Source organism: Mycobacterium sp. (genome assembly GCF_049647605.1).
Taxonomy (GTDB): domain Bacteria; phylum Actinomycetota; class Actinomycetes; order Mycobacteriales; family Mycobacteriaceae; genus Mycobacterium.
The window spans coordinates 1-24,447 of the sequence record NZ_JBARXZ010000165.1 but is presented as its reverse complement, the minus strand read 5'-3'; the positions used below and the strand labels follow the sequence as shown (position 1 = coordinate 24,447).

At 66.7% G+C, this 24,447-nt stretch carries 21 protein-coding genes and 1 pseudogene; 13 read left to right on the top strand and 9 right to left on the bottom strand.

Features of this window, described 5'->3' with window-relative positions:
* The first annotated feature begins 375 nt into the window (after positions 1 to 375).
* Entirely contained in the window at positions 376 to 1,926 is a 1,551-nt protein-coding gene (locus tag WBB07_RS21695) for an FAD-dependent oxidoreductase (RefSeq protein ID WP_526310431.1), read from the top strand.
* A complete protein-coding gene (locus WBB07_RS21690; protein WP_526310430.1) occupies positions 1,923 to 2,252 on the top strand; it encodes a 4Fe-4S dicluster domain-containing protein in 330 nt (109 codons plus the stop codon). Before WBB07_RS21695 ends, WBB07_RS21690 begins: the two co-directional genes overlap by 4 nt.
* A gap of 94 nt (positions 2,253 to 2,346) precedes the next feature.
* Here the strand turns inward: WBB07_RS21690 and WBB07_RS21685 are convergent, their stop codons facing one another.
* Both WBB07_RS21685 and WBB07_RS21680 read right to left on the bottom strand, forming a co-directional pair.
* Entirely contained in the window at positions 2,347 to 3,633 is a 1,287-nt protein-coding gene (locus WBB07_RS21685) for an MFS transporter (protein WP_526310429.1), read from the bottom strand.
* Complete coding sequence (locus WBB07_RS21680; RefSeq protein ID WP_526310428.1) at positions 3,630 to 4,466, bottom strand: sulfurtransferase; 837 nt, start codon at positions 4,464 to 4,466, stop codon at positions 3,630 to 3,632. The genes WBB07_RS21685 and WBB07_RS21680 overlap by 4 nt, the downstream gene beginning before the upstream one ends.
* A 311-nt stretch (positions 4,467 to 4,777) precedes the next feature.
* Between WBB07_RS21680 and WBB07_RS21675 the strand changes: the two genes are divergently transcribed.
* The 8 genes from WBB07_RS21675 (at position 4,778) to WBB07_RS21640 (ending at position 14,632) form a co-directional block, all read left to right on the top strand.
* On the top strand, positions 4,778 to 5,626 hold the full coding sequence (locus tag WBB07_RS21675; protein WP_526310427.1) for a sulfurtransferase: 849 nt from the start codon (positions 4,778 to 4,780) through the stop codon (positions 5,624 to 5,626).
* 17 nt (positions 5,627 to 5,643) lie between these two features.
* Complete coding sequence (locus tag WBB07_RS21670; RefSeq protein WP_526310426.1) at positions 5,644 to 7,047, top strand: NtaA/DmoA family FMN-dependent monooxygenase; 1,404 nt, start codon at positions 5,644 to 5,646, stop codon at positions 7,045 to 7,047.
* An 18-nt stretch (positions 7,048 to 7,065) separates the two neighbouring features.
* A complete protein-coding gene (locus WBB07_RS21665) occupies positions 7,066 to 8,097 on the top strand; it encodes an ABC transporter permease (RefSeq protein ID WP_526310425.1) in 1,032 nt (343 codons plus the stop codon).
* A 1-nt stretch (position 8,098) separates the two neighbouring features.
* Positions 8,099 to 8,959 carry an ABC transporter permease gene (locus WBB07_RS21660; protein WP_526310424.1) on the top strand — a complete coding sequence of 287 codons (861 nt, stop codon included), beginning with the start codon at positions 8,099 to 8,101 and terminating at the stop codon, positions 8,957 to 8,959.
* Positions 8,956 to 10,569 carry a dipeptide ABC transporter ATP-binding protein gene (locus tag WBB07_RS21655; RefSeq protein WP_526310423.1) on the top strand — a complete coding sequence of 538 codons (1,614 nt, stop codon included), beginning with the start codon at positions 8,956 to 8,958 and terminating at the stop codon, positions 10,567 to 10,569. The genes WBB07_RS21660 and WBB07_RS21655 overlap by 4 nt, the downstream gene beginning before the upstream one ends.
* A gap of 87 nt (positions 10,570 to 10,656) precedes the next feature.
* Positions 10,657 to 12,321: an ABC transporter substrate-binding protein gene (locus WBB07_RS21650; protein ID WP_526310422.1), complete on the top strand. Its 1,665-nt coding sequence runs from the start codon at positions 10,657 to 10,659 to the stop codon at positions 12,319 to 12,321.
* Between the two features lie 12 nt (positions 12,322 to 12,333).
* Positions 12,334 to 13,284: an LLM class flavin-dependent oxidoreductase gene (locus tag WBB07_RS21645; RefSeq protein WP_526310421.1), complete on the top strand. Its 951-nt coding sequence runs from the start codon at positions 12,334 to 12,336 to the stop codon at positions 13,282 to 13,284.
* Positions 13,268 to 14,632 (top strand): aminotransferase class I/II-fold pyridoxal phosphate-dependent enzyme, encoded by a 1,365-nt coding sequence (locus tag WBB07_RS21640; protein ID WP_526310420.1) that lies wholly within the window; start codon positions 13,268 to 13,270, stop codon positions 14,630 to 14,632. The genes WBB07_RS21645 and WBB07_RS21640 overlap by 17 nt, the downstream gene beginning before the upstream one ends.
* Before the next feature lie 59 nt (positions 14,633 to 14,691).
* Here WBB07_RS21640 and WBB07_RS21635 read toward each other — a convergent pair whose 3' ends face one another.
* From WBB07_RS21635 to WBB07_RS21625, 3 genes are all read right to left on the bottom strand, one after another.
* The gene (locus tag WBB07_RS21635; RefSeq protein WP_526310419.1) at positions 14,692 to 15,420 is read right to left on the bottom strand and encodes a TVP38/TMEM64 family protein; all 729 of its coding nucleotides are present in this window, start codon (positions 15,418 to 15,420) and stop codon (positions 14,692 to 14,694) included.
* Between the two features lie 131 nt (positions 15,421 to 15,551).
* Positions 15,552 to 16,064 (bottom strand): hypothetical protein, encoded by a 513-nt coding sequence (locus WBB07_RS21630; RefSeq protein ID WP_526310418.1) that lies wholly within the window; start codon positions 16,062 to 16,064, stop codon positions 15,552 to 15,554.
* On the bottom strand, positions 16,061 to 16,627 hold the full coding sequence (locus WBB07_RS21625; RefSeq protein WP_526310433.1) for a type 2 periplasmic-binding domain-containing protein: 567 nt from the start codon (positions 16,625 to 16,627) through the stop codon (positions 16,061 to 16,063). Before WBB07_RS21625 ends, WBB07_RS21630 begins: the two co-directional genes overlap by 4 nt.
* A 247-nt stretch (positions 16,628 to 16,874) precedes the next feature.
* Here WBB07_RS21625 and WBB07_RS21620 point away from each other — a divergent pair, with 247 nt between their 5' ends.
* Positions 16,875 to 17,495: a sigma-70 family RNA polymerase sigma factor gene (locus WBB07_RS21620; RefSeq protein WP_526310417.1), complete on the top strand. Its 621-nt coding sequence runs from the start codon at positions 16,875 to 16,877 to the stop codon at positions 17,493 to 17,495.
* Between the two features lie 16 nt (positions 17,496 to 17,511).
* Here WBB07_RS21620 and WBB07_RS21615 read toward each other — a convergent pair whose 3' ends face one another.
* Positions 17,512 to 20,049 (bottom strand): glycogen/starch/alpha-glucan phosphorylase, encoded by a 2,538-nt coding sequence (locus WBB07_RS21615; RefSeq protein WP_526310416.1) that lies wholly within the window; start codon positions 20,047 to 20,049, stop codon positions 17,512 to 17,514.
* A 113-nt stretch (positions 20,050 to 20,162) separates the two neighbouring features.
* Between WBB07_RS21615 and WBB07_RS21610 the strand changes: the two genes are divergently transcribed.
* Together WBB07_RS21610 and WBB07_RS21605 are read left to right on the top strand one after the other, a co-directional pair.
* On the top strand, positions 20,163 to 21,056 hold the full coding sequence (locus WBB07_RS21610; protein WP_526310415.1) for an aminoglycoside phosphotransferase family protein: 894 nt from the start codon (positions 20,163 to 20,165) through the stop codon (positions 21,054 to 21,056).
* Between the two features lie 100 nt (positions 21,057 to 21,156).
* Positions 21,157 to 21,969: a glycoside hydrolase family 16 protein gene (locus tag WBB07_RS21605; protein ID WP_526310432.1), complete on the top strand. Its 813-nt coding sequence runs from the start codon at positions 21,157 to 21,159 to the stop codon at positions 21,967 to 21,969.
* Positions 21,970 to 22,020: 51 nt separating this feature from the next.
* On the opposite strand, the gene WBB07_RS21600 is transcribed toward WBB07_RS21605, so the two are convergent.
* The 3 genes and pseudogenes from WBB07_RS21600 to WBB07_RS21590 form a co-directional block, all read right to left on the bottom strand.
* Positions 22,021 to 23,433 carry an NCS2 family permease gene (locus WBB07_RS21600; protein WP_526310414.1) on the bottom strand — a complete coding sequence of 471 codons (1,413 nt, stop codon included), beginning with the start codon at positions 23,431 to 23,433 and terminating at the stop codon, positions 22,021 to 22,023.
* Between the two features lie 94 nt (positions 23,434 to 23,527).
* Positions 23,528 to 24,190 carry an IF2 family translation initiation factor gene (locus WBB07_RS21595; protein ID WP_526310413.1) on the bottom strand — a complete coding sequence of 221 codons (663 nt, stop codon included), beginning with the start codon at positions 24,188 to 24,190 and terminating at the stop codon, positions 23,528 to 23,530.
* A pseudogene (locus WBB07_RS21590) lies at positions 24,187 to 24,447 on the bottom strand (hypothetical protein); the annotation flags it as partial. The pseudogene WBB07_RS21590 and the gene WBB07_RS21595, both read right to left, overlap by 4 nt.

Sequence of the window (24,447 nt, the reverse complement as noted above, 5' to 3'; positions counted from 1 at the left end):
GCAGGCTGCTGATGGTGTCTTGGGCGTTACCCGCTCCGGTGGGCGCGGCCAGCGCGGGGGCGGCCAAGCCGAGGGCGCCGGCGGTCAAAGCGGTAGCGGCAATGGTGGCAAATCCGAACTTCTTCATGATCCTGCTTCTCTCTGGAGTGCTGTCGGTTGTCTCAAATCGGTCTGGAGGAGGGGTTCTTCCGTCCCGGTCTGATGGGTAGAACCGGCAGCTCAGAGGTTTGATTTCCGGTTGGCGGCAATTGAGCGAGGCCTGGCAGAAAGTGGTTGCTTTGGATCGTCTCGGGACGGGTTGCGACCAGAGGACTAAGAATCGCGGCGATCGGATCACTGCACCGTTGGTCAGGGCTGCGGCAGGATGGCACCGTTATGACCACTGCCGAGCGTTTCGTCACGGATGTGCTGGTGATCGGTGGCGGACCCGCAGGCACGTGGGCCGCCATCCGCGCCGCCGAGGCGGGCGTCGACGTGGTTCTGGCTGACAAGGGCTACACCGGCACCAGCGGTGCGACGGCCTCGGCGGGGACCGGTGTCTGGTACGTCGAACCCGATGCCCGCGAGGCAGCCATCGCCAGTCGGGAGAAGCTCGGTTCCGGGCTGACCGAACGCAGTTGGATGGAGCGGGTTCTCGACGAAACCTACACGCGGATGGACGAACTGGCCCGTGTGCAACGCTACCCATTTCCGGTGGACAGTCACGGTCGGACGCTCCGGGAGGATCTGCAAGGGCCGGAGTACATGAAGCGGCAGCGGCTTCGGGTGCAACGGTTGGGAGTTCGCATTCTCGATCACACGCCGGCCGTGCGATTGCTGATCGATGACGCCGGCGGGGTATCCGGAGCCGTTGCGGTGGAGCGTAAGTCAGGCCGCGATGTCCGCATCGAAGCGGCATCGGTGGTGCTGGCCTCCGGCGGTTGCGCATTCAAGTCGAAGACGCTGGGGTGCGATGTCAACACCGGCGACGGCGCGCTGATGGCCGTCGAAGCCGGTGCGGTGCTCTCGGGGATGGAGTTCTCCAACGCGTACGCCATCGCCCCGAAGGGCACCGGTGTCACCAAGAACGCTTTCTACAATTGGGCGACGTTCTACCGCGGCGACGGCACGGTGTTCGACGTTCCACGCTCCAAGGACCGCACGCTGCTGGCGCAGGCGCTGCTGCGGGAACCGGTGCTGGCCTGCATCGACCGGGCGTCGGCTGCGGAGCGGGCGCAGATGCGATTGGCCCAGCCCAACTTCTTCCTCACCTTCGACCGGCTCGGAATCGACCCGTTCACCGAACACTTCGAGATCACCCTCGTGACCGAGGGCACCATCCGCGGCACCGGAGGAATCAGGATCGCCGAAAATGACTGCGCCACCGATGTTCCCGGACTATATGCCGCCGGAGACGCTGCCACCCGCGAGCTGATCGCCGGTGCGTGGACCGGGGGTGGCGCCCACAACGCGTCCTGGGCAGCCTGTTCCGGGGCGTGGGCAGGACAAGGGGCCGCGGCCTTCGCGGTCGGACGGGGACGGCCGGCCACCCGGACCCATCCGGTCGGCGAGCACGGTGCCGTCGACTACCAGGAAGTGGTCGATGTGGTGCGCAGTCAGGTGCTGCCGTACGAGATCAACTGTCTGCGGGAGGAATCACGCCTGGCTCCGGCTCTGGATGTCCTCAACGAAGTGTGGTCCGCGGCTCGTGGTGCGGCTGCTGTGGGGGAGGAGCAGTTCCGGGCGCGCGAGGCTTCGGCCATGCTGGCCCACGCCCGCTGGATGTACCACGCGGCCCTGCACCGCACCGAGAGCCGGGGCATGCACCGGCGCATCGACCACCCTGATCTGGATCCGGAGCAACGGTACCGGCTGATCACGGGAGGGCTCGATCGGTTGTGGAGTGCCCCTGAGCCCGAATGGCTTTCGAGGGGACGCGCCGCATGATCGAGATTGTGGCCGGTTCGCGGTGCATTGCCTGCGATCGTTGCATCGATGTGTGCCCTACCCGGGTGTTCGACCGCGGTGCCGACGGTGTGCCGGTGATCGCACGCCAGGGCAACTGCCAGACCTGCTTTCAATGTGAGGCCTACTGCCCGACGGATGCGTTGTTCGTGGCCCCTGTTGTCGAACCGGTCCCGGAGGGCTCACCAATGCGCGACCTGGAACACGTGATCGAGACCGGGCTGATGGGGTCCTACCGCGCCGCACTCGGCTGGGGCGGCGGGCGAACCCTGGGGGCGCGGTTGGCGATCCAGCCTGAAATGCCCTGACACCTGGTCGCCGTGGCCGAAATCGACGAAATGGTGACTTCTTGTCGGCTTTTGGCGCCGGTTTGTGAGTTTGGGCGTGACGGGTTCGGGGTGGTTACGGTTCGGGGTGGTCGCGGTCGTAGCGGGCGAAGGAGGGGGAGCGGCGGGCCAGCAGCCAGATGACAACCAGCATCGCGGCCCCGCCCGCGACCAGCGGACTCCAGATTGCGAGCATGCTGGCGACGGCCCCGGTCACCACATCGCCGACGCGTGGACCACCGGTGACGATGATGGAGAAGATGCTCTGCACCCGCCCGCGCAGCTGATCGGGTACCGCGGACTGCAGGATCGCGCCCCGGAAGATCGCCGATACCCCGTCGGCGGCGCCGGCGACGGCCAGGGTCGAGGCCAGCGCCACGATCAGCAGGGTATTGGGATGCCCCGCCGGCCGGACCACCGCGATCAGCAGCACCACACCCGCGACGGCCATGGCGGCGGCATACACATACGACACCACCAGGATGGCAACACCTTGGCGGCGAACCGAACCCGTCCACCCGGAGAACAACGCGCTCAGCACCGCGCCGGCGGCACCGGCCGCCGAGAGCACCCCGACGGTGGTCACCCCGCCGCCGAGAGTGACCGCCCCTAGCGCCGGAAACAACACCCGCGGCTGCGCCAGCGCCATCACCACCAGATCGATGGACAGGGCGAACCGGATGTTGCCGGCCCGCCGCAGATATCCCAGGCCCTCCCGAACTGCGCGCACCGCACCGACGGTCGTCGCGTCCACCGGCCGCAACGCAGGCAGCGCCCACACCCCCAGGAATGCCGCGGTGTGCAGCAGCGCATCCAGCAGGTAAGCGACTTCGAAACCGCCCGCGCTGACCGCGGCCGCCCCGAGCAGCGGGCCCAGGGTCGCCATCAACCCCATGTTGATGCCGTTGAGGGCACCGGCGGCGGGCAGCAGTTCACGCGGTAACAGTCGCGGGATGATGGCGCGACGGGTGATCCCGCCGACGGTGTTGGCCACCGAATTGACCGTCGCCGCCACGTACAGGACCCACAGTGAGGAGCCGCCCAGCCAGGCGTGCACCGTCAGGACCACGATCGCCACCCACGAGATCACCGAAGCCGACATCGCCACCCAACGCCGGTCGAAGCGGTCGGCCAGGGCCCCACCGTAGAGCCCCATCACCACGATGGGGCCCAAGGCGATTCCGGCGATCAGCGACACCGCCAATGTCGAGGAGGTGATCGCGTAAACCTGCAGCGCCACCGTGATGACGGTCATCTCCTGACCGATACTGCCCAGTGCGGTTCCCAGCCACAACCGTCCGTATGGCCGGCTGTGCCGGAACGGTGTCAGATCCAGGAGCAGGTTACGGGTCGGCGCGCTCACCGTTGCAGGACGCGAGAAGGATCGGCGGTCCATTCCGATGCCGACCCGACGTACAGGCGGGCGCGGATTCCGAGCAGCGCAAGAACAAACACCTCCAGCGCTGCGGCCACACCGGTGCCGCAATAGGCCGCCGGCTCGCTGCCGGTGCCGACGCCGACCCGGGTGAACTGGCGAACCAGCTCATCGCTGGGTAGGAAATAGCCGGCAGCGTCGAAGAATTCGGAGACAGGTGCACTGCGGGCGCCCGGAATGTGGCCGGCGGTCGGATCGTCGGGGTTGGAGAACTTGGCAGCCGGGCGGGCGTCGAGCAATAGGCCACGGCCCGCGAAGGCCGGCACCTCGTCGACCGCTACCACCGGAAGCCCGCCCGGTACGGCGTCGAAATCGCTTTCCGGGGGTGCCGGGGCGTGGCCGGTGTGCACCGCACCGCCGGCGTTGACCCACCCGGCGAGCCCGCCATCGAGGAGCCGTACCGACTCGACACCGGCCCAGCGCAGCAGCCACCAGGCGCGTGCCGGTGCCGCCGATCTGGCCGCGCCGTACACCACGACCGGACTGGTGCTGTCGATTCCCCAGCGCCGCACCGTCTTCTGGAACTCCTCGATGCCGGGCAACGGGCGTCTGCCATTGGTGCCGGTGCTGATGCCGGCCAGGTCGGTGTCCAGGTCGACAAACACCGCCCCTGGTAGATGACCGTCGAGATAGCCCTGAAGGTCGGCGGCATCGGCGGCCGACTGCCGCACATCGAGCAGCACCACCGGCTGTCCCGTACTCAACTCGTCGACCAGTGCTGCCGGGCTGACCAGGTTGGCGGGCCGGGCGGTGTCACCCATCGATACTCCTCTTGTTCCACGAAATGTTTCACGACGCCATTCACGAAGCGGTCGGTGAGCTGCCACAAACAAGGATTCCCGGCGTAACCGGCCGCGCTGACCGCGGCACAAACCGGGTGACACAAAGTAGGGCATAACTGCCGCGAGCACCCCGAATCACCTTGTCACATGGCAAAAGTAGCAGCCGGAGACAGCGCCCCTGATTAATAAACTCACGTAGGTATAAATCTAGACACCTATTGCGGACGCCAATAATGTTCTTGTCAGCATCAATTATGTATCAATCATGATTTGTAACAAAAGGATTCGTCATGTCGCTCATCACCCACGGTGTTGTCACCGTCGAGGAGATCGTCGGCGCTGTGCAGGACCCGCAGCTCGCGGTCATCGAGGTGTATGCCACCCGGCCCGACAGTGCGGTGATCCCCGGAGCGCAAGCGGTCTTCTGGAAGGATCTGGCCTGGCATCCGCTGGAGCGGGAGCTGGCCACCGGAGAGCGGTTGTCGCAGCGGCTCTTCGAGCTGGGGGCCGGGCAAGGCTCGCGCATCGTGCTCGCTGGAGAACCCACCCAGTTCGCGGCCTATGTGCTGTGGGTACTGCGGGTTCGCGGCTACACCGACATCGCCTATCTCGACGGCGGACTCGAGGCCTGGAAGGCGGCGGGCGCGCCGACCGGAGATCAGGTCGACATCGAACGGGAACCACCCGGTTCGCCGCTTCCGGTTCCGGAGCCCACACCGGCGCAGGAGAGGCTGCGGATCGGCCGCGACGAGGTACGGGCCCTGCTCGATGACAACGATGTGGTGCTCTTGGACTACCGCACGCCGCAGGAATACTCCGGCGAAAGAGTCAGCGGACCAACAGCTCCGATCGACCACGGCGCCGAGCGGCACGGTCGTATCCCCGGGGCCAAGCCACTGTTCTTCCGGGAACTACTCGACGACCGCGGGCGGCTCAAACCCAAAACGGAACTGCAGAAGCTGGTCACCAACACTGTCGATGGTGAGCCGCGCCTGATCATCAATTACTGCCGGCTCTCCCACCGATCCACCTTGGGCTGGATCGCGCTGAGTGAGGTGCTCGGCTACGACAACATCCGCGTTTACGACGGCTCCTGGACCGAATGGGGGAGCATCGTCGGCTTCCCCATAGAAAAGTGAGAGCAAAGGATTTCCCGATGGCTCCGAAGTCAATCACCCTCAACCTCAACCTGATTCCCGGTGGTGTATTTCCCGGTGCTTGGCGCACCGGGGACGGCGACGCCCGCCGGTACAGCAGCCTCGAGCACTACATCGAGGTCGCCAAGATCGCCGAACGCGGCAAGTTGGACGCGGTGTTCCTGGCCGATACCCCGGTGTGGCGCTATCGGGGCGAGTACCGCCCGTTCCGCGGGCTGGACCCGACACTGGCCTTTGCGGCGATCGCCCAGCACACCAGCCACATCGGTCTGGTAGCCACCGGCTCCAGTTCCTACAACTCCGCCTACAACCTGGCCCGCCGCATCTCGACGCTGGACCACATCTCGGGCGGGCGTGCCGCCTGGAACATCGTCGCCACCAACGGTGACGATGTGGCCCGCAACTTCGGGCACGAACACGGCCTCGATCACGACGAGAGATACCGTCGCGCACACGAATTCGTGGGTGCCGTGCGGGCGCTGTGGGACGGCTGGGCCGACGACGCCTGGGTCGCCGATCGGGAGACCGGCACCTACGTCGACGAGAGCCGGATCCGGTCGGTCGACGTCACCGGTGAGTTCATCAACACCGCCGGACCGCTGCCGCTACCGCGCTCGCCGCAGGGCCATCCCGTGCTGGTGCAGGCCGGTTCCTCACCGGACGGAATCGGGCTGGCGTCGCGCTACGCGGATGCCGTCTACACCGTGCAATCGACCATCGAATCGGCGATCGCTTTCCGTGAGACCGTGCGGGCGAGTGCCGCAGGCTGGGGCCGCGATCCGGAAACCATCCGGGTGCTGCCCGGTTTGATCACCTTGGTGGCGCCCACCGAAGCCGAGGCGCGGGAACGCGAGGTCGAGTTACGCGAGCTGCACACCGAGCGGTTTGCCATCAACGCGTTGGCGCTGCAGATCGGCGTACCAGTGGAGGCCCTCGAACTGGACAAGGAGCTGCCCTGGGATCTGGTGCCGGCCGACGGTGAACTCGGCGCCTCGGGAGGGCACTTCGCGGCACTGATCGCCACCGCCCGCCGTGAGCGCTACACCGTCAAACAGATCCTGGCCCGCCAGGGCGGCGGTCTGACCCACGTCACCGCCATCGGCGCACCCGAACAGGTGGCCGACCAGATCGAAACCTGGGTGACCGCGGGCGCGGCTGACGGCTTCAACATCATGAGCGCCCAATTACCCGACGTTGCAACCGCATTCGTCGATCACGTGGTGCCGCTGCTGCAAGCCAAGGGCATCTTCCGGACCGAGTACCCGGGTACCACGCTGCGCGACACCCTCGGCCTGGCCCGGCCGGGAGACGGGTTCGAGGACCATGTGCCCTCGGGCAAGAGTCTTCACCACCCGGGTGGGAGCAGGGCGGGAAAGGCATGGGCGGAGGCGGCGTTCGGCTGATCGCCGCACGCATCCACCATGACGATCCTCCAGTCTGCACAGAGCAGCGGCTCTGAAGTCGTGAGGGCACCCGAATCCGGGCGCCCCGCGGCGAACCGGCGTGACGGCCGTTGGGCCGGCGTGGCATTTCAGGCGCGCTACATCGGCGAAAAGGTCCTCGCCGCAGTAGTGGTGCTGTGGCTGGCCGCCACGGCAGCGTTCCTGGCGGTGCACTTCTCGCCCGGGGACCCGGTGACCTTGCTGATGGGCGAGTTCGACACCCCCGAATTGCGGGCCAACATCGAAGCGCAGTGGGGACTGGACAAGTCGCTGCCGGTGCAGTACTTCGACTTCCTCGTCCGGTTGGTACACGGCGATCTCGGGATGTCCTACGTGCAACGCCAACCGGTGACGGACATCCTGTTCGGTCACCGGCTGGTGGCCAGCGCCCAACTGACCACCGCGGCCACCTTGTTCGCCGTCACCGTCGCCCTGGTGGTCTCGACGGTCAGCGCCGGCCGGCGGGGAATCGGCAGACGCATCACCTACCTCGGTGAGCTCACCTTCGCCTCCATCCCGACGTTCTGGCTGGGGATCGTGTTCATCACCGTGCTGTCGTTCCAGCTGGGGCTGCTGCCGGTGGTCGGCGGAAGCACGCTGGCCAATCTGATCCTGCCCAGCCTCACCCTCGGCCTGCCGCTGGCGGCAGTGCTGTCACAGGTGCTGCGTGAAGGTATCGAGAAGTCGCTCGAACAACCCTATGCCGTCACGGCTCTGGCCCGCGGCATCTCGCCCTGGCAGCTGAAACTGCGGCACGGACTGCGGCACGCGCTCATCCCGGCGGCCACCCTGGCCGGCTGGTCGGTGGGCGGCATGCTCACCGGCACCGTCATCGTCGAGCAGGTGTTCGGCAGGCCCGGTATCGGACAGGCCACCGTCATCGCGGTGACCCGACAGGATGTCCCGACCGTTCTGGGTATCACCCTGCTGGCCGTCGCGCTGTACGTGACCGTCAACACCGTCGTCGACATCCTCTACCTGTGGATCGACCCCAGATTGCGGGTGCGTTGACATGGCAACAACGTTCGCCTTCCCGGGGCGCTCCCTGTCCTCTGGCCTGACCGGCTTCCGCAGCACCGGAGTCCTGGTGGCCGCGGCGATCCTGGCGCTGCTGGTCCTGGCCGTGGCCTTCCCCGGTCTGTACACCAGTCGGGACCCGCTGACCAGCGACATGGCCAATGCGCTGGCCGCCCCCAGCTTCGAGAACATCTTCGGCACCGATCACCTGGGTCGCGACGTCTGGTCACGGGTGGTTTACGGTGCGCGGTACTCGATTCTGATCGGTGTCGCCTCCACCGCCCTGGCCGTGGTGATCGGCGTCTTCCTGGGATTGGTCGCCGGCGTCGGTCACCGGCGCATCGACGAAGGAATCTCGCGGATCTTCGACGCCGTGGGCGCGTTTCCAGACCTGCTGTTTGCGCTCATGCTGATCACCCTGACCGGGCCCGGCACCGGAAATGTCATCGCCGCCATCGCCATTGCATCGGCGCCGCGGTACGGCCGGGTGGTGCGGGCCGAGACGTTGCGGGTGCGCGAGTCCGACTATGTGGCGCAGTCCCGGCTGGCCATCGCCTCCGCGGCAACCCGCACCGTGCGCCACGTGCTGCCCAATGCGCTGGGCACCGTGCCGGTACTGGCGACACTCGGGGTGGGTACCGCGATCATCGGCGCCGCAGGGCTGAGCTTCCTGGGATTCGGGCCCACCCCGCCGCTACCAGAGTGGGGCGCAATGCTTTCCGACGCCCGACAGGACCTGCGGGTCGCCTGGTGGGTCGGGTTCTTCCCGGGTCTGTTCATCACCGTCACAGTGATCAGCGTGTCGATCGTCGGCCGCAATCTGCAGCGGCGGTTCGAAGGTCGGGACCCGTCATGAGCATCGGTGATGTCCTGGTCGACGTACGCGGTCTGACCGTGTCCTTCGACAGCGTGCGGGCCGCGGACGGCACTGCGCTGCCCGTGGTCAGCGGCGTGGACCTGACGATCCGGCGGGGCCGCATCCTGGCCATCGTCGGTGAATCCGGCTCCGGGAAGTCGGTCACCGCCCGCACCCTGGTCGGTCTGGCCGGCGCCGGAAGCTCGATCGAGGCCACCAGATTCGACGTGCTGGGAGCCGACACCCGCAGGTACCGCGAGAAGCAGTGGCGTGCGGTCCGCGGTGCACAGATCGGCTTTGTCTTGCAGGACGCGCTGACCTCGCTGGACCCACTGCGCACCGTGCAGGATGAAGTGGGCGAGGCGCTTCGGGTGCCTCGCGCGCAGCGCGTCGACGCGGTCGAAGAACTGCTGGACTCGGTGGGCATCCCGGACCCGGCGTACCGGCGGCGCAACTACCCGCATCAACTCTCCGGCGGGCTGCGGCAGCGGGCGCTGATCGCCTCCGCACTGGCCGGACGCCCCGATGTGTTGGTGGCCGACGAGCCGACCACCGCCCTGGACGTCACCGTGCAAGCCCGGATCCTGGCACTGTTGCGTTCACTGGCAGACGCGGGTCGGGGAGTCCTGCTGATCAGCCACGATCTCGCAGTGGTGTCCCGGATCGCCGACGACGTACTCGTCATGCACAACGGGCGGGTGGTCGAACGGGGCTCCGTGGCCGAGGTGATCCACCACCCCACTCATGACTACACGCGCAAGCTTGTTGCCGCAGTACCCGGCAGGAATACCCGCGGACGCCGACTCAGTGATCCGGAATCAGTGGCACTGCCGGCATTCTCGCCGGGAACCGAGCGCGTCGCCGAGATCGCCGGGGTGGCGAAGTACTACCGCCTGCGCCGGCATCAGCAGTTCACCGCCGCCGAGGACGTCAACTTCGACATCCACCGGGGCGAAGTCGTCGGCCTGGTCGGGGAGTCCGGATCCGGCAAATCGACGGTGGCCCGCATCGTCACCGGGCTGCTGGCACCCGACGACGGTCATGTCGAGATCGCCGGCCGCCGGTGGACCGGCCGGCGGGGGCACCAACCGCCGCGGCTGGGCGCGGTGCAACTGGTGGCCCAGGATTCCGTCGGCTCCTTCGACCCTCGCTACACGGTGCGCCAGATCATCGCCGAGACCGTCGCACTGGGGCAGCGTGGCAAGACCGAACGCGACAGCCGGATCCGGGAACTGCTGAATCTGGTGCACCTGCCCGTCGGCGTCATCGACCGGCACCCACGTTCCCTGTCCGGCGGCCAACGTCAACGGGTGTCCATCGCCCGCGCACTGGGCTCGGATCCCGAACTCCTGGTGTGCGACGAAGCGGTATCGGCGCTGGACGTGTCCATCCAGGCGCAGATCCTGGACCTGCTCCTGGAAATTCGGGAGAGCCGAAAAACCGCACTGCTGTTCATCTCCCACGACATCGGAGTGGTGCACCACGTGGCCGATCGGGTGCTGGTGATGCACCGCGGGCACGTTGTCGAAGAGGGCACCGCCGACGAGGTGTTCGACAACCCTCGCGATGAGTACACCCAGGCGCTGCTGCAGGCGGTGCCGACGCTGTGAGCTGTCGCCACTGTTGTTGCGCTTGACGCGTATTGATCAAAACTTCGGCCGCACAACGTGTGTGGTCCCTTCACGAGATGGAAGATCATGGCTTTCGAACTGACAAGAAGACGACCGAAGCTGGCCCTGCGGCTGGTGGCCCTGGCCGGTGTGGCGCTGCTGGCGCTGACCGCGTGCGGCAGTGACTCCGGCAGCGGCCAGATCAGTGGGGAACCCGTGCACGGTGGCACCCTGACGGTCGCGCAGGCCGACTATCCCGAAGAAGGCCTGAACCCGCAGGTCCGTGGCTGCTGCGTAGAGGTGCAGGTGCTGCGCAACGTCTTCGACAGCCTGGTGGCAATCGACTACGACGAGTCGATCCACCCCTGGCTGGCCGAAAGCTGGGAGCGCTCCGATGACGGCCTGGTCTACACCTTCACACTGCGCCAGGGCGTGAAATTCCACGACGGCGAACCGTTCAACGCCGCCGCGGTGAAAGCGAACTTCGACAAGATCGTCGGCGACAAGGAGTACGCGCCGTCGGTGGCCAAGAGCACCTTCCAGAACTTGGCTTCGACCGAGGTGGTCGACGAGTACACCGTGCGCACCGTGCTTTCCGAGCCCACCGCCAACTGGCTCAACACCTTGGCATCGTTGCAGGGCGCTCAGATCTCACCGAAGTCACTGCAGAACCCCGACGTTGCCGCCGGCGGAGTCGGTATCGCCGGTACCGGACCGTTCATCCTCGACGAGGTGGTCGAGGGCTCGGAGCTGCGGTTCATCCGCAACGAGGACTACAACTGGCCGTCGGCACTGGCCTCCCACGACGGCCCCGCCTACCTCGACCAGCTGGTGGTGAAGGTCGTGCCCGAGCCCAATGTGCGGGCCGGACTGCTGACCTCGGGTGAAGTCGACGCCATCGCCCAGGTGGCTCCCGCCGACATCGCCACCTTCGACGGCGTGGACGGATTCCAGTTCGAGTGGAAACAGTCGAACGTGTCGCCGTGGTCGCTGTACTTCAACGTCACCGGCGACAACACCAAGGATGTCCGGGTCCGTCGGGCCCTGCGTGAGGCGGTGGATCTCAACCCGATCATCGGCACCGTGCTGCAGGGCAGCTCGGATCGGGCCTGGAGCATTGTCGGACCCCAGAGCCCGTACTACGACCCCGCCTACGAGAACACCTACGGCGGCAACGTCGAGGAGGCCAACCGGCTGCTCGACGAGGCCGGTTGGACGGGCCGGGACAGCGCCGGTTACCGGACCAACGCCGCAGGCCAGCGCCTGACCATCCGGCTGATCGCCACCGAGCCGAAGCCGCCGCTGTCGACGGTGCTCGAGGCCTACCAGGCCGAAGCCCGGACCAATGCCGGTATCGACGTGGAATTGCAGTTCCGCGATGAGGGGACCGTGGACGTGGTGCGCGACACCAACACCTACGAGGCTTTCCCCCGCGCGGTCGGTGGTGTCGACATCGGTGTGGTGCTGGAGAAAATCTACGAGACCGGCGGCGCCATCAACGGGCCGAAGCTGGAGGACCCGCAGGTCGACGGCTGGCTGGCCGACGGGCGCACCGCGCTCGATGACGATGCGCGAAAGGCCGCTTACGACAAGGTGGCCAGATATGCACTGGTCGACCAGGTGACGACGCTGCCGCTCTACACCGAGCGGTACAACGCGGCAGCCAGTAACGCTGTCCACGAGATCGAGAGGTGGCTGGACCCGCCGCGCGGCATGGTCAACTTCTGGGCCTACGAGACCTGGAAGAGCTGAGGTAGGACCGCTGTGAACGCCTCACTGGATTTCGGGATCTTCTTCCGCCTCAACGACACCGAGGCCGACCCGGTACGCCAGTACCACGACGGACTCGACCTCATCGTCTATGCGGAGGATCTCGGGCTGTCCACCGCGTGGATCACCTCGCACCACTTCCGTTCCGACAAGGGGACCGTCGCCTCGCCCCTGGTGTTCCTGGCGGCGGCCGGCCAGCGCACGAGCCGGATCCGGCTCGGCGCCGGCGTTGTTGTCCTGACCCTGGAGAACCCGATCCGGGTGGCCGAAGACGCGGTGATCGCCGATTCGCTCTCCGGGGGCCGACTGCAACTCGGTCTCGGGTCGGGACTCGAGGATTGGGCATTCGGTCCGTTCGGGGTCGACTGGGACAGCAGACTGCAGGTGTACGCAGACAAGGTCGCCACCCTGAGGGCGGTACTGGACGGCGATGATCTCGGCGGCGGTCGTCGGCTCTACCCGCCGGCCGGCGATCTGCGACAACGGCTGTGGCGGGTGGCGAGCGACCCGAAGCACGCCGCCGAGATCGGGGCGATCGGCGACAATCTGCTGTTGCGATCGTCGAAAACACTGAGCTACGAAGGGAATCTGCGCCGGCACAGTGAAGCCATCGACGGGTTCCGCGAGCACGCCGGAGCCCATCAGCGCATCGCTGCGTCACGCACGGTGATCGTCGCCGAGACCACACAGCAGGCCCGCGCGCTGGCGGGGGAGCGTGCCATCGCCGCGCACCGCGCCCACGGTAACGGCGATGCCTGGTACGGCGACCCGGATCTGGTGCGTACCGCACTGCGCAACGACCCCGAGATCGACCTGGTGGACGAGGTGCTGCTGCAGGTGGCACCCGCGAAACTGACTCTGAAGCAGTGGAAGTCAAGCTTGGCGTTGACCGTCTCCGAAGTCCTTGAACCGCTGCAGGAGGTGGCTCATGCCGCGTCGATCTGACGGCGGCCTGATCCTCAACGTCGACGCCGAGTGGCTGGCAGGGCGGCTGTCCGGCAGCACCGCCAACGCCCTCGGCGCCGGCCTGACCCAGCTGATCGACGCCGGTGACCTGGCGCCGGGTGCGCACCTGCCGACCATCCGCGAGTTCGCGCGCGCCGCCGGGGTGAGTCCCGGCACGGTGATGTCGGCCTGGAGCAGGGTCCGTGACACCGGCCGGCTCCAGACCCGGCGGCGCGGCGGTACCGTCGTCGCCGACCTGCGACCAGAACGGGAACTCGACTGGACACAGATCGAGATGTCGACGGTGACCCCCGATCACCTCCTGCAACCCGATCTCGCCGCAGCACTGGCGCAAGCACTGGGCTCCCCAGACCTGCACGCCCCGGCCCGCGCCTACATCACCCCGCAGCTGCTGGGCAGTGTCGAGGGCAGTTGGCCGTTCCCGGCGCAGGCGTGGAACTGTGCCGGCGGCGGCACCGAGGCCGTGGTGTTGGCGACCGCGGCCGCGGCGGCCGATGGTGGCCGGATCGCCGTGGAAGAGCCCGTCAGCCCCGGCTATCTCGACATCCTGCGCAACCTCGGCATCGAACCGGTCGGGGTGTGCGCCGATGCCGACGGCCCGACCGTCGCCTCCGTCGCCGCCGCCCTGGAATCCGGCGTCGCGGCGCTGGTGCTGCAGCCCAGCGGCGCCTACGCGTTGCGGGGCGGCCTCAGCGTCCGCCGCGCCGCCGAGCTGGCGTCGCTGATAGCCGAGCTGGCACCGCAAATCTGGATCGTCGAGGACGACAGCGCCGGCCCGCTGATCGAGCACGAGCCGGCGAGCCTGGGAGCCCACCTGCCGGGACGAGTGCTGCGGATACGCAGCTACTGCAAGGCCTTTGGCATCGACCTGCGTACCGCGGTGCTCGGCGGGTGTGCCGAACTCATCGAACGGACGATCCGGCTGCGCAGCTTCGGCATGGCCTCCAACAGCCGGATCCTGCAGAACACGTTGGCGGTGCTGGTCGGCGACGAGCTGACCGCGGAAACGATGCGCCGTGCCAGACGGGTGTATCGCGGCCGCCGAAACGCGGCGCTGGAGGCCTTCGCCCGCGCCGGGCTGAGCGCCACCGCCAGCAACGACGGATTTGTGGTGTGGATCGAGGTGCCCGATGAGACCGCGGCGCTGGTGAACCTGGCGAGGCGGGGGTGGGTGGTGGCGGCCGGATCGTCGTCGTTCGTGACTGCGCCCACCGGTTTGCTGCGGGTGTCGCTGCTGCAGTTACCCGATGAGGCCGAGCAGGTCGACCGGCTGGCTGTGGCGGTGCGTGATGCGGTGCACTCCGCCGAACGTGAATACTTCGACTGATCGGGGCCGCGGGGCCGCGGGGCCTCGGGGCGTCGCCGAGACCGACGAATTGGCGCGACTTACTCGGTTTTCGGCGCCCGTTTGTGAGTTTCGGCGTTGTTGTTTCCGCCGGGGTTGCGCCAGCTGCGGTAGCCGCGGTGGGCGGCGAACGCGCCGACGACGGCCGTCACGCACCACACCCCGATGGCCGTGACGGCCAAGGGGCCGGATAGATCGCCGATCGAGGCGCCGAGCGCGGTGTAGACGAAGGCGCGTGGGGCCGAACCGATGAACGCGCCGATGGCCATCTGCCACAACGGAACTCCGAATGCGCCGAACAAGTAGGAGGCAAAGGCGTCGGAGATGCCGGGCACAAACCGCTGACCTACCACCGCCCACAGTCCGTGGCGAGCGATCCGGGCGTCCATCCGGTCGGCCCGCTCGACGCCGAGCAGTCGGCGGGCACTGTCCCGGCCGGCACGTCGCCCGAGAACGCTGGCGATCATCGCGGTCCCAACGGTGGCACCCAAGGTGACAAAGGTTCCGACCAGGGGACCGAACAGCAGCCCACTGGTCGCGGCCAACAGCGGACCGGGAACAAAAATGGCACCCAGGGCCGCCGACACCACCACGTAAGCAAACGGGGCGGCCGGGCCGGCTGATTCGATCAGCGCGCGCAGGGCGCTGACGTCGATCACCCGGGCCACACCGACGAGGTAGAACAGCCCCAGCAGAAACGCGACGAACAGGGCCAACTTCAGGAGGTCGCGGCGCCGCGAGGACAGAAACGGTTCATCGGTGTCGGTCATACTGACCGCAATCCTGCCGCACCCGCGGCAGGACAGTCGACTTGTACCGACCGAGCGGCCGCCGATCCGCCACGAGCCACGCAGCGGCCGACCTCACTGATGAGGTGAGGCCGGACCGCCGAAGACCGCTGTCAGATCGCCAGCAGGCGGTCGAAGAAATCGCGGTACTGTTTGAGCGCGACGCGCAGGTCTTCGGTGGAGGCCTCCTCGCCACGCTGCCACTGCTCTTCCAGCCGGGACCGGGTCTGCGCGAAGCTGGCCGTCAACTGCTCCACGGCAGAGGACACCAGCCCGTCGGCCTGTTGCACGCAGGCACGCGGGTCGTCCACAAAAGCGGCCTGCACGTCATTCCACCGGGCCCGCAGCTCGGTGAGGTCGCGATTGGCAAACAGTGCGTCGCCGCGGCTCTCCCCGGGTGAGACCTGTTGATGCTCAAGAGAAACCGTTGGGGGCGGTGTCTCGGCGAAGTCCGGGTCGTTGGTGATGGGGCGACTCGGGGGTTGCTCCATCGCCGGATCCTGCTGCCGCGCCGGATCCTGCTGCCGCGTCGGGTCGGGTTGCCGCGCCGGATCCGGCTGCCGCGCCGGGTCGGGGGGAAGGAAATTCGGATCTGTCGCAGCGGCGTTCTGATGCGGTGCGCTCATGCTGATGCCTCCTTGGTGGTGTTCTGAGTGGTTCCCAAAAGCTTTTCGAACAGACGGCGATAGTGGACAAAAGCCTCGCGCTGGGATTCGGTGACGGTGGGTCCGCTCTGCTGTTCGAGGTAAATGCCATGCGCGGCACGGTAATTCTCGACAACATCGGGATGCGCAACGGAGATGTCGGCGGCGCGTTGCTCGAAATCGTCGACCGGATAGCCGCGTTCCCGCATGACCTGATTGACCAGTAGATCGGCATCCTTGACCGCGGAGGTGGGGTTGTCGACAAAGCCGGCCTGAACCTGTCGCCACTGGGCCGAATACATTTCCTGCGCCTTCGGCGACAGCGGCACGATATCGAGCTTGCTGAGTTTGCGCTCCCGCGCGGTCAATTCGGCTTCAGCCGCCTGCTGACCACCGGTTTCGGCGACCAGCCTGTCGTATTCCGGGCCGTAGTGTTGTTTGAGTCGCTCACTGTGTTTGCTGCTGCGGGTGCGCATCGCGATGAATACGATTCCCGCGAAGGCAACCACCACCAGTGCAATGACAATCCATCCCCAAGTCGGCATCGTCGGACCTCCTGTCTCGGTAATGGGCATACCCGGCCAGGATCGTCGAAAACGTCAATAGTGGATCGATTGCCGGACCCCTCGGCCCGCCGAATTCCAGGCAGCCGGACTCGTCGAGGTTCTGGCTACCCCACGCCGATGGCGGGGGATAACCCTAGGTCAACAGTGGGGCAAGCACCGCAGAATTCGGGACCTGATCGCAGCAGTATTGGCAGTGCCGGAAACCGAGACTCGAACAGGAGCCATCATGGCACAGCTACTCGATGCAGTGACCTTGACATGCGACACCGACGCCGAGCTGGCCGCCCGGTTCGAACGGGACGTGATTCCCTTGCTGGATCAACTATTTGGCGGCGCGATGCGACTGACGCGGCACCGGGCCGATGCCGAGGACGTGGTACAGGAAACGATGGTGAAAGCCTACAAAGGCTTCGGCTCGTTCACCGAAGGCACCAACCTGCGAGCGTGGTTGTTCCGGATCCTCACCAACACCTACATCAGCGGCTACCGCAAGCGGCTGCGCAGGCCGGCCGAGCTGGTGACCGACGAGATCGGGGACTGGCAACTGGCGGCCGAGGCGGAACACTGCTCGACCGGGCTGCGGTCGGCGGAGATGGAGGCGCTGGAGTCGATCCCGGACCACAACATCACCGCGGCGTTGGAAGCGCTCCCGGAGGAGTTCCGGATGGCGGTGTACTACGCCGATGTCGAAGGACTCCCGTACAAAGAGATCGCAGGCATCATGGACACGCCACTGGGGACGGTGATGTCCCGGCTGCACCGGGGCCGAAACCAACTGCGGCACCTGCTCGCCGACGTCGCCGCCGACCGCGGATACCTCCGCGGCCGGCAGCTCTGCGTCGCGTGACCGAAAAGCCGGGTGGCTAGACGTCGACGGACATCGGACCGACGTTCCAGATGTCGTCGCAGTACTCGGCAATGGCCCGGTCGGAGGAGAACTTGCCGCTGCGCGCCGAGTTCAGGATCGACATCCGCGACCAGGTGTCACGATCGAGCCAGGCAGCGCTGACGCGGTCCTGGCAGTCGATGTAGGAGCGGTAATCGGCCAGCACCAGGAACGGATCGTCGTGGATCAGGTTGTCCAGCACCGGCCGCAACACCTCGGAATCGCCGTGCGTGAAAGCGCCCTCGCGGATCAGTTCCAGCACCGTAGCCAACTCCGGGTCCCGGTCCACGTGATCCAGCGGCCGGTAACCGTTGCTCTTGACGTTCTGCACCTCGTCCTCGGTGAGACCGAACAGGAAGAAGTTCTCGGCGCCGGCCTCCTCGCGGATCTCGACGTTGGCGCCGTCGAGGGTTCCGATGGTCAGGGCGCCGTTGATCATGAACTTCATGTTGCCGGTGCCCGAGGCTTCCTTGCCGGCCGTGGAGATCTGCTCGCTCAAGTTGGCCGCGGGATAGATCAGGTGTGCGTTCTGCACGTTGAAGTTCGGCAGGAACACCACCTTCATGAACCGGTTGACGTCGGGGTCGTTGTTGACCACGTCACCGATCGCGGTGATCAGCTTGATGATCCGCTTGGCCAGGAAGTATCCCGGAGCCGCCTTGCCGCCGAAGACGAACGCGCGCGGCGGCATCGTGTAACCGGGGATGGTCTTGAGGCGGTGATACTGCGTGATGATGTGCAACGCGTTGAGATGCTGACGTTTGTACTCGTGAATCCGCTTGACCTGGACGTCGAACATCCACGTCGGATCCAGCTCGATACCCGTCGCCGAGTGCACATATTCGGCCAGGCGTGACTTGTTGGCACGCTTGACTTCCCGCCACCGCTCCCGGAATGCGGGATCATCGACAAACTCTTCCAGGCCCCGCAGCTTGTACAGATCGGTCAGCCAGCCGTCGCCGATCTTCTCGTCGAGCAGCGCCCGCAGCCCCGGGTTGGACAGCGCCAGGAACCGGCGTGGCGTCACCCCGTTGGTGACATTGCCGAAGCGTTCCGGCCACATTTCGTAGAAGTCTTTGAGCACACTGTCTTTCAGCAGCTCCGAGTGCAGTGCAGCCACCCCGTTGACGTAGTGGCTGCCCACGGTGGCCAGATGCGCCATCCGCACGGTCTTGCCGCCCTCTTCGCCGATCAGCGACATCCGGCTCAGCCGGTCGTCATCGCCGGGGAACTTGGCGCGCACCTCGTCGAGGAACCGCTCGTTGATCTCGTAGATGAGCTCGAGATGCCGGGGGAGACAGTCGCCGAACAACCCGAGCGACCACTTCTCCAGCGCCTCGGGCAGCAACGTGTGGTTGGTGTAACCGAACGTCGCGACGGTGATCCGCCACGCCTCATCCCAATCCAGGTGATGCTCGTCGATCAGCAGGCGCATCAACTCGGCGACGGCGATCGACGGGTGCGTGTCGTTGAGCTGGATGGCCCACTTGTTCGGTAGCTCGCTCAGCGGCAACCCGACCCGCTCGGTGTGGATGCGGATGATGTCCTGCAGTGAGCACGTCACGAAGAAGTACTGCTGCTGCAGTCGCAGCCGCTTGCCCGCCTCGGGCTCGTCATTCGGGTACAGCACCTTCGAGACCTTCTCGGAGAGCACCTCGTCCTCGACGGCCTTGTAGAAATCGCCGGTGTTGAACGCTTCCAGGGCAAACTGCGTCACCGAACGCGCGCTCCACAACGTCAGCGTGTTGCAGGTGTTGACGCCGTAACCCTGGATCGGGGTGTCATAGGACACACCCTGCAGGACCCGCCGCGGGATCCAGCGCACCCGCAGATTGTCGGCGACATCGGTGTACTGCTCGGTGTGCCCGCCCCAGCAGACAAAATAGCTGGCGTCCGGTTTGCCGATCTCCCACGGGTTTCCGCTGACCAGCCAGTTGTCGGTCTTCTCGGCCTGCCAGCCGTCGTGGATCTCCTGGTCGAAGATGCCGAACTCATACCGGATGCCATAACCGATCGACGGCCGCTCCAGCGTCGCCATCGAATCCAGGTAGCAGGCGGCCAGCCGGCCCAGGCCACCGTTGCCCAGGCCCGGCTCTTCCTCGCAGTCGATGACCTCGTCGAGATCCTGGCCGAGATCGGCCAGCGCCGCTCGGGCCTCGGCCTCGAGGCCGAGGCTGAGCAGGTTGTTGCCCAGCTGAGGTCCCATCAGGAACTCCGCCGACAGGTAGCAGGTCACCTTGTTGGACAGATCCAGCCAGTCCTGGGTGGTGGCCATCCAGCGCTGCTGCATCCGGTCACGTACCGCCAGCGACAGCGCCTTGTAGTAGTGCTCGGTGGTGACCACTGCGGGCGGCCGCCCGATCGAATACGTCAGGTGGTCGGAGATGGCCCGGCGCAGCGCATCAGCCGACATTCCGGTGCGGGAATGCTCGTGCGGGACAGCCGGGGGAAAGCCGGCACTGATAGCGGCGCCATCAAGCGCCTCTGGGGACGGTGTGTGCGCGGTGTCTGTCACTACCTGCTCCTGTTACCTGGATGAGGACGGGTCAGTTTGACACCTCCGTGTTACAACTCGTGCACGGCTGGCGTCGCAGAAGTGAACAACGCGCCGATGGCACCATTGTGCCTGTGATCGAGCTGCCCGCAGCGGTGCGTGCCATGGCCGTCCGCGGACCACAGTGGCAGACGTGGATCGATGAGTTGCCCGCAGCGGTGCGCCGCCAGCTCGCCGACTGGGAGCTGCGGGCCGACGGCGACGTGATGAGTGGTCATGCCTCCGTGGTGGTGCCGGTGCGTGCCGCCGACGGGCTATCGGCAGTGCTCAAGATCGCTTTTCCCGACGACGAGTCCGTTCACGAGCATCTGGCGCTGCGTCGGTGGGGCGGTGACGGCGCCGTCCGGCTACTGCGCGCCGACCCACATCGTCGGGTGCTGCTGCTGGAACGGCTGCACCCCCGCGACCTCAATGAACTCTGGGACATCGAGGCCTGCGAGATCGTGGCCGGGCTGTACCGCCGAATTCACGTACCGGCGCTTCCGCAACTGCGCACCCTCGCCGATGTCGCCGAGCAGGAAACGGCGGCGCTCGAGCAACTTCCGCGAAGCGCTCCGATCCCGCGGCGACTCGTCGAGCAGGCAGTCTCCTGGGGCCGGGAACTCAGCGCGGATCCGGGCGGCACCGGCACGCTGGTGCACACTGACCTGCACTACGACAACGTGCTCGCCGCCGACCGGGAGCCCTGGCTGGTGATCGACCCCAAACCGCTCAACGGCGACCCGCACTACGAAGTGGCGCCGCTGCTGTGGAACCGGTGGGATGAGCTGGCCGGTGACATCCGCGGCGGCGTGCGGCGCCGGTTCGCCGCGGTGGTCGACGCCGCGGGATTCGCTGAGGACCGGGCGCGCGCCTGGGTGGTGGTGCGGATGATGCACAACGCGATGTGGGAGCTTGCCGGTCCGGGGCCCGTCGACAACAACTGGCTCACCACGTGCATCGCGGTGGCCAAGGCGGTCCAAGACTGACTCCGGTGCCTGACGTCTCACGATCACCGGATGTGGACGGTCGCCTCCGGAAAGCGCGGACACCAGGCGTCGGGCACCTTATATTTCGTCTGTGCCTGACATGGATCGTCGCAGCGTGTTGATGTTGACGGGACTCGGTTTGCTGGCCGGTGCCGCACCGATGCCACGTGCCGGTGCCGAGCCGCCGCTACCAGGGGCCGAACTGCTGGGTGCGCCGGTGTTCGCCGACGAGTTCGACGGGCCACCCGGGGCCCCACCCGACTACGCCAAGTGGATCGTGGTGCCCGCCCGTGAGACCATCCGCAACCCCGCGATCTGGGACCGACCGGAGAACATGGGGCAATACCGTGACGATCGGCAGAACCTGTTCCTCGACGGGCAGGGCAACCTGGTCATCCGGGCCACCCGGGAAGGTGACAGGTACTTCGGCGCAAAGATCCAGGGCAGGGAATGGATCGGCATCGGGCACACCTGGGAAGCACGCATCAAACTCGAATGCCTCACCCCGGGCTGCTGGCCGGCCTGGTGGATGCTCAACGACGTGGCCGGCCAAGGCGGCGAGATCGACGTGATGGAGTGGTTCGGCAACGGCGGCTGGGGCCCGGGCTCCACGGTGCACACCAGGCTGGACGGCACCACCGCAGCCAATCGAGCCATCGAGATCGATCCCGAATGGCATGTCTGGCGTTGCCAGTGGGACGTCGCGGGAATCCGGTTCTGGAAGGACCCGGTGCCCGGCGCGCAGCCGTACTTCGACGTCCCGGCCGGCTCACTGGACAACTGGCGGTTCAACGACCCCGGGTTCCAGATGTTCCCGGTGCTCAACCTCGCTGTCAGTGGTTCGGGCGGCGGCGACCCCAGCACCGGGATCTACCCGGCACAGATGCTCGTCGATTACATCAGAGTGTGGTGAGCCGGGTTCCCCTGCGAAGCGACGAGGACGGGCCGGGCCGATATGGCGGCCCTAGATCCCCACGAAGGTGTCGACCCACCCGCGGGCGAAGTACAGCAGGAAACCGGCTGCCACGATCCACAGCAGTGGGCTGATCTCGCGGGCCTTGCCCGAAGCGCTGCGCAGCACCACCCACGAGATGAAGCCGACGCCGATACCGTTGGCGATCGAATAGCTCAGCGGCATCACGGTGACCGTGAGCACCACCGGCAGCGCCACCGAGAAATCGGTGTAGTCGATCTCGCGCAGATTCGATGCCATCATGGCGCCCACAATCACCAACGCGGCCGCAGCGACCTCGGTCGGCACGATCGCCGCCAGCGGCGTCAAAAACATTGCGGCCAAGAACAACGCACCCGTCACCAGGCTGGCCAGACCGGTTCGCGCACCCTCGCCGATGCCGGCACCGGACTCGATGAACACCGTGTTCGACGAGGCCGAGGCCGCACCGCCGACCACCGCGCCGGCACCTTCGACCACCAGCGCCGACTGCAGCCGCGGGAAGTTGCCGTTTTGATCGGCCAACCCGGCTTGTTTGGACAGCCCGGTGAAAGTGCCCATGGCGTCGAAGAAGTTGGTGAACACCAAGGTGAACACCAGCATGACGGCAGCCAGGATGCCGATGCGGCCGAAGCTGTCGAAGCTGAATTCGCCGACAAGTGACAAGTCGGGTATCGCGAAGGGGGAGCCGGTCAACGTCGGCACCGACAGGCCCCAGCCACCCGGGTTCTCGGTGCCGGGGCCGAGATGCCAGACCGCCTCCACGATCACCGCGACCACGGTGCCGGTGATCAGCCCGACCAGGATGCCGCCGCGGACCTTGCGCGCTACCAGGATTCCAGTCAGCAGCAACGTGAACACGAAGATCAGCGTCGGGACGGTGGTGATGGAACCGCCCCCGTCGCCGCCCAATCCCAGCGGCGGGGACGCGAATCCCGTTGCGCCGACGAAGCCGGCGTCGACCAGGCCGATGAACAGGATGAACAGACCGATACCGGCGGTGATCGCCAGTTTCAGCGGCATGGGCACTGCATCGAAGATCAATCGCCGCAGACCGGTCACCGCCAGCAGGACGATGATCAACCCGTTGATCACCACCAGACCCATGGCCTCGGGCCAGGTCAGGTCACCGACGACCGAGCTGGCCAGAAACGAGTTGATCCCCAGCCCGGCGGCGAACGCGAAGGGCAGCCGCGCGACCACGCCGAACAAGATGGTCATCACACCCGCGGCCAGCGACGTCACCGCCGACACCTGGGTGAAGCCCAGCGAGTTGCCGTCGACATCGGGGGAGCCGGACAAAATGATCGGATTCAGCACCACGATGTAGGCCATCGCGATGAACGTCACGACGCCGCCCCGCAATTCGGTGGCGATGGTCGAGCCGCGCGCTGAGATCTCGAAGAACCGGTCGAGGCGAGTCACCGTTGAACCATAAAGTGTCAGGCAGCTTCACGCGTGACGGACATGCGTGTCGCCCCGGCCGCGGGGCGCGAGCGGGCCGGCTACCCGCGCTCCCTCACGTCGACTGGCGGCGCTTCTTCTCCGCTGCGGCGAGGTTCTCCACCTTGTCGGCCTGTGCTCGCAGCTGCTCTGCGGCCGCGGCCTGATCCTCGGCCTTCCGACGTTTGGCGTCCGCTGCGGCGGTGGCGTTGCGTTCGGCCTCGGTGATGGCATCCTGCTCCGCCTGTTTGGCGGCCTCAGCGGTTTCGACCCGCCGCTCGGCCAGCTCGTCGGCCTGCTTCCCGGTCGCCGCGGTGGTTGCGGCGGCCCGCTTCGCGGCCTTGCGTTTACGTTCGGCGGCATCGGATTTCGCTTCGGCGACCTCGGTCTTGCGGGTGCGGCGGGCCTGCTCCTGCGCGCGCGCAGCGCTGTTGTAGTCGGCTTTCAGGGTATTGTCGGCCGCTCGCTCTTTGGCCTCCGCGGCGGCTTCCAGATCGACGGCCTGGCCCAGCTTTTCGCTGCGTTGCCACACAGCCGTGCCGCGGCGGGCCAATTCGTCATCGCCCAGCAACCGGCCGGCGGTGGCGTCCAGCATGCCCAGCGATCGTTCATAGAACAGCCGACCGGGTGCGTCGGGGGTCAGCCGATCGGACAACTGGTGTTCGATCATGCCCAACGGGAATCGGGCGATCCGATACTGCAGGCGCAGCACCGCGAACGGAACGTCGGTCAATTTCATCGGATCTCCTCTTCGGCTCGGGCGGCCTGCTGCCGCAAACTCTTGGCGGCGGCACGGTCGGATTCGGCGTCCAGCAGCCGATCGTCGTGATCCGCGATGGCGTCGATCACTTTCTCCGCGGCCGCGCCCAGTTCGACCCGTTCGTCGGCGTGGGCCTGGTGGACCTCCTGACGGGCGCGCGCTTGCGCCTGCGCCTCGGCGGAGGTGACCTCCCGGGCGGCGGCGCGGTCGGCGGCCTCTTTCACGACCCGCTGCTG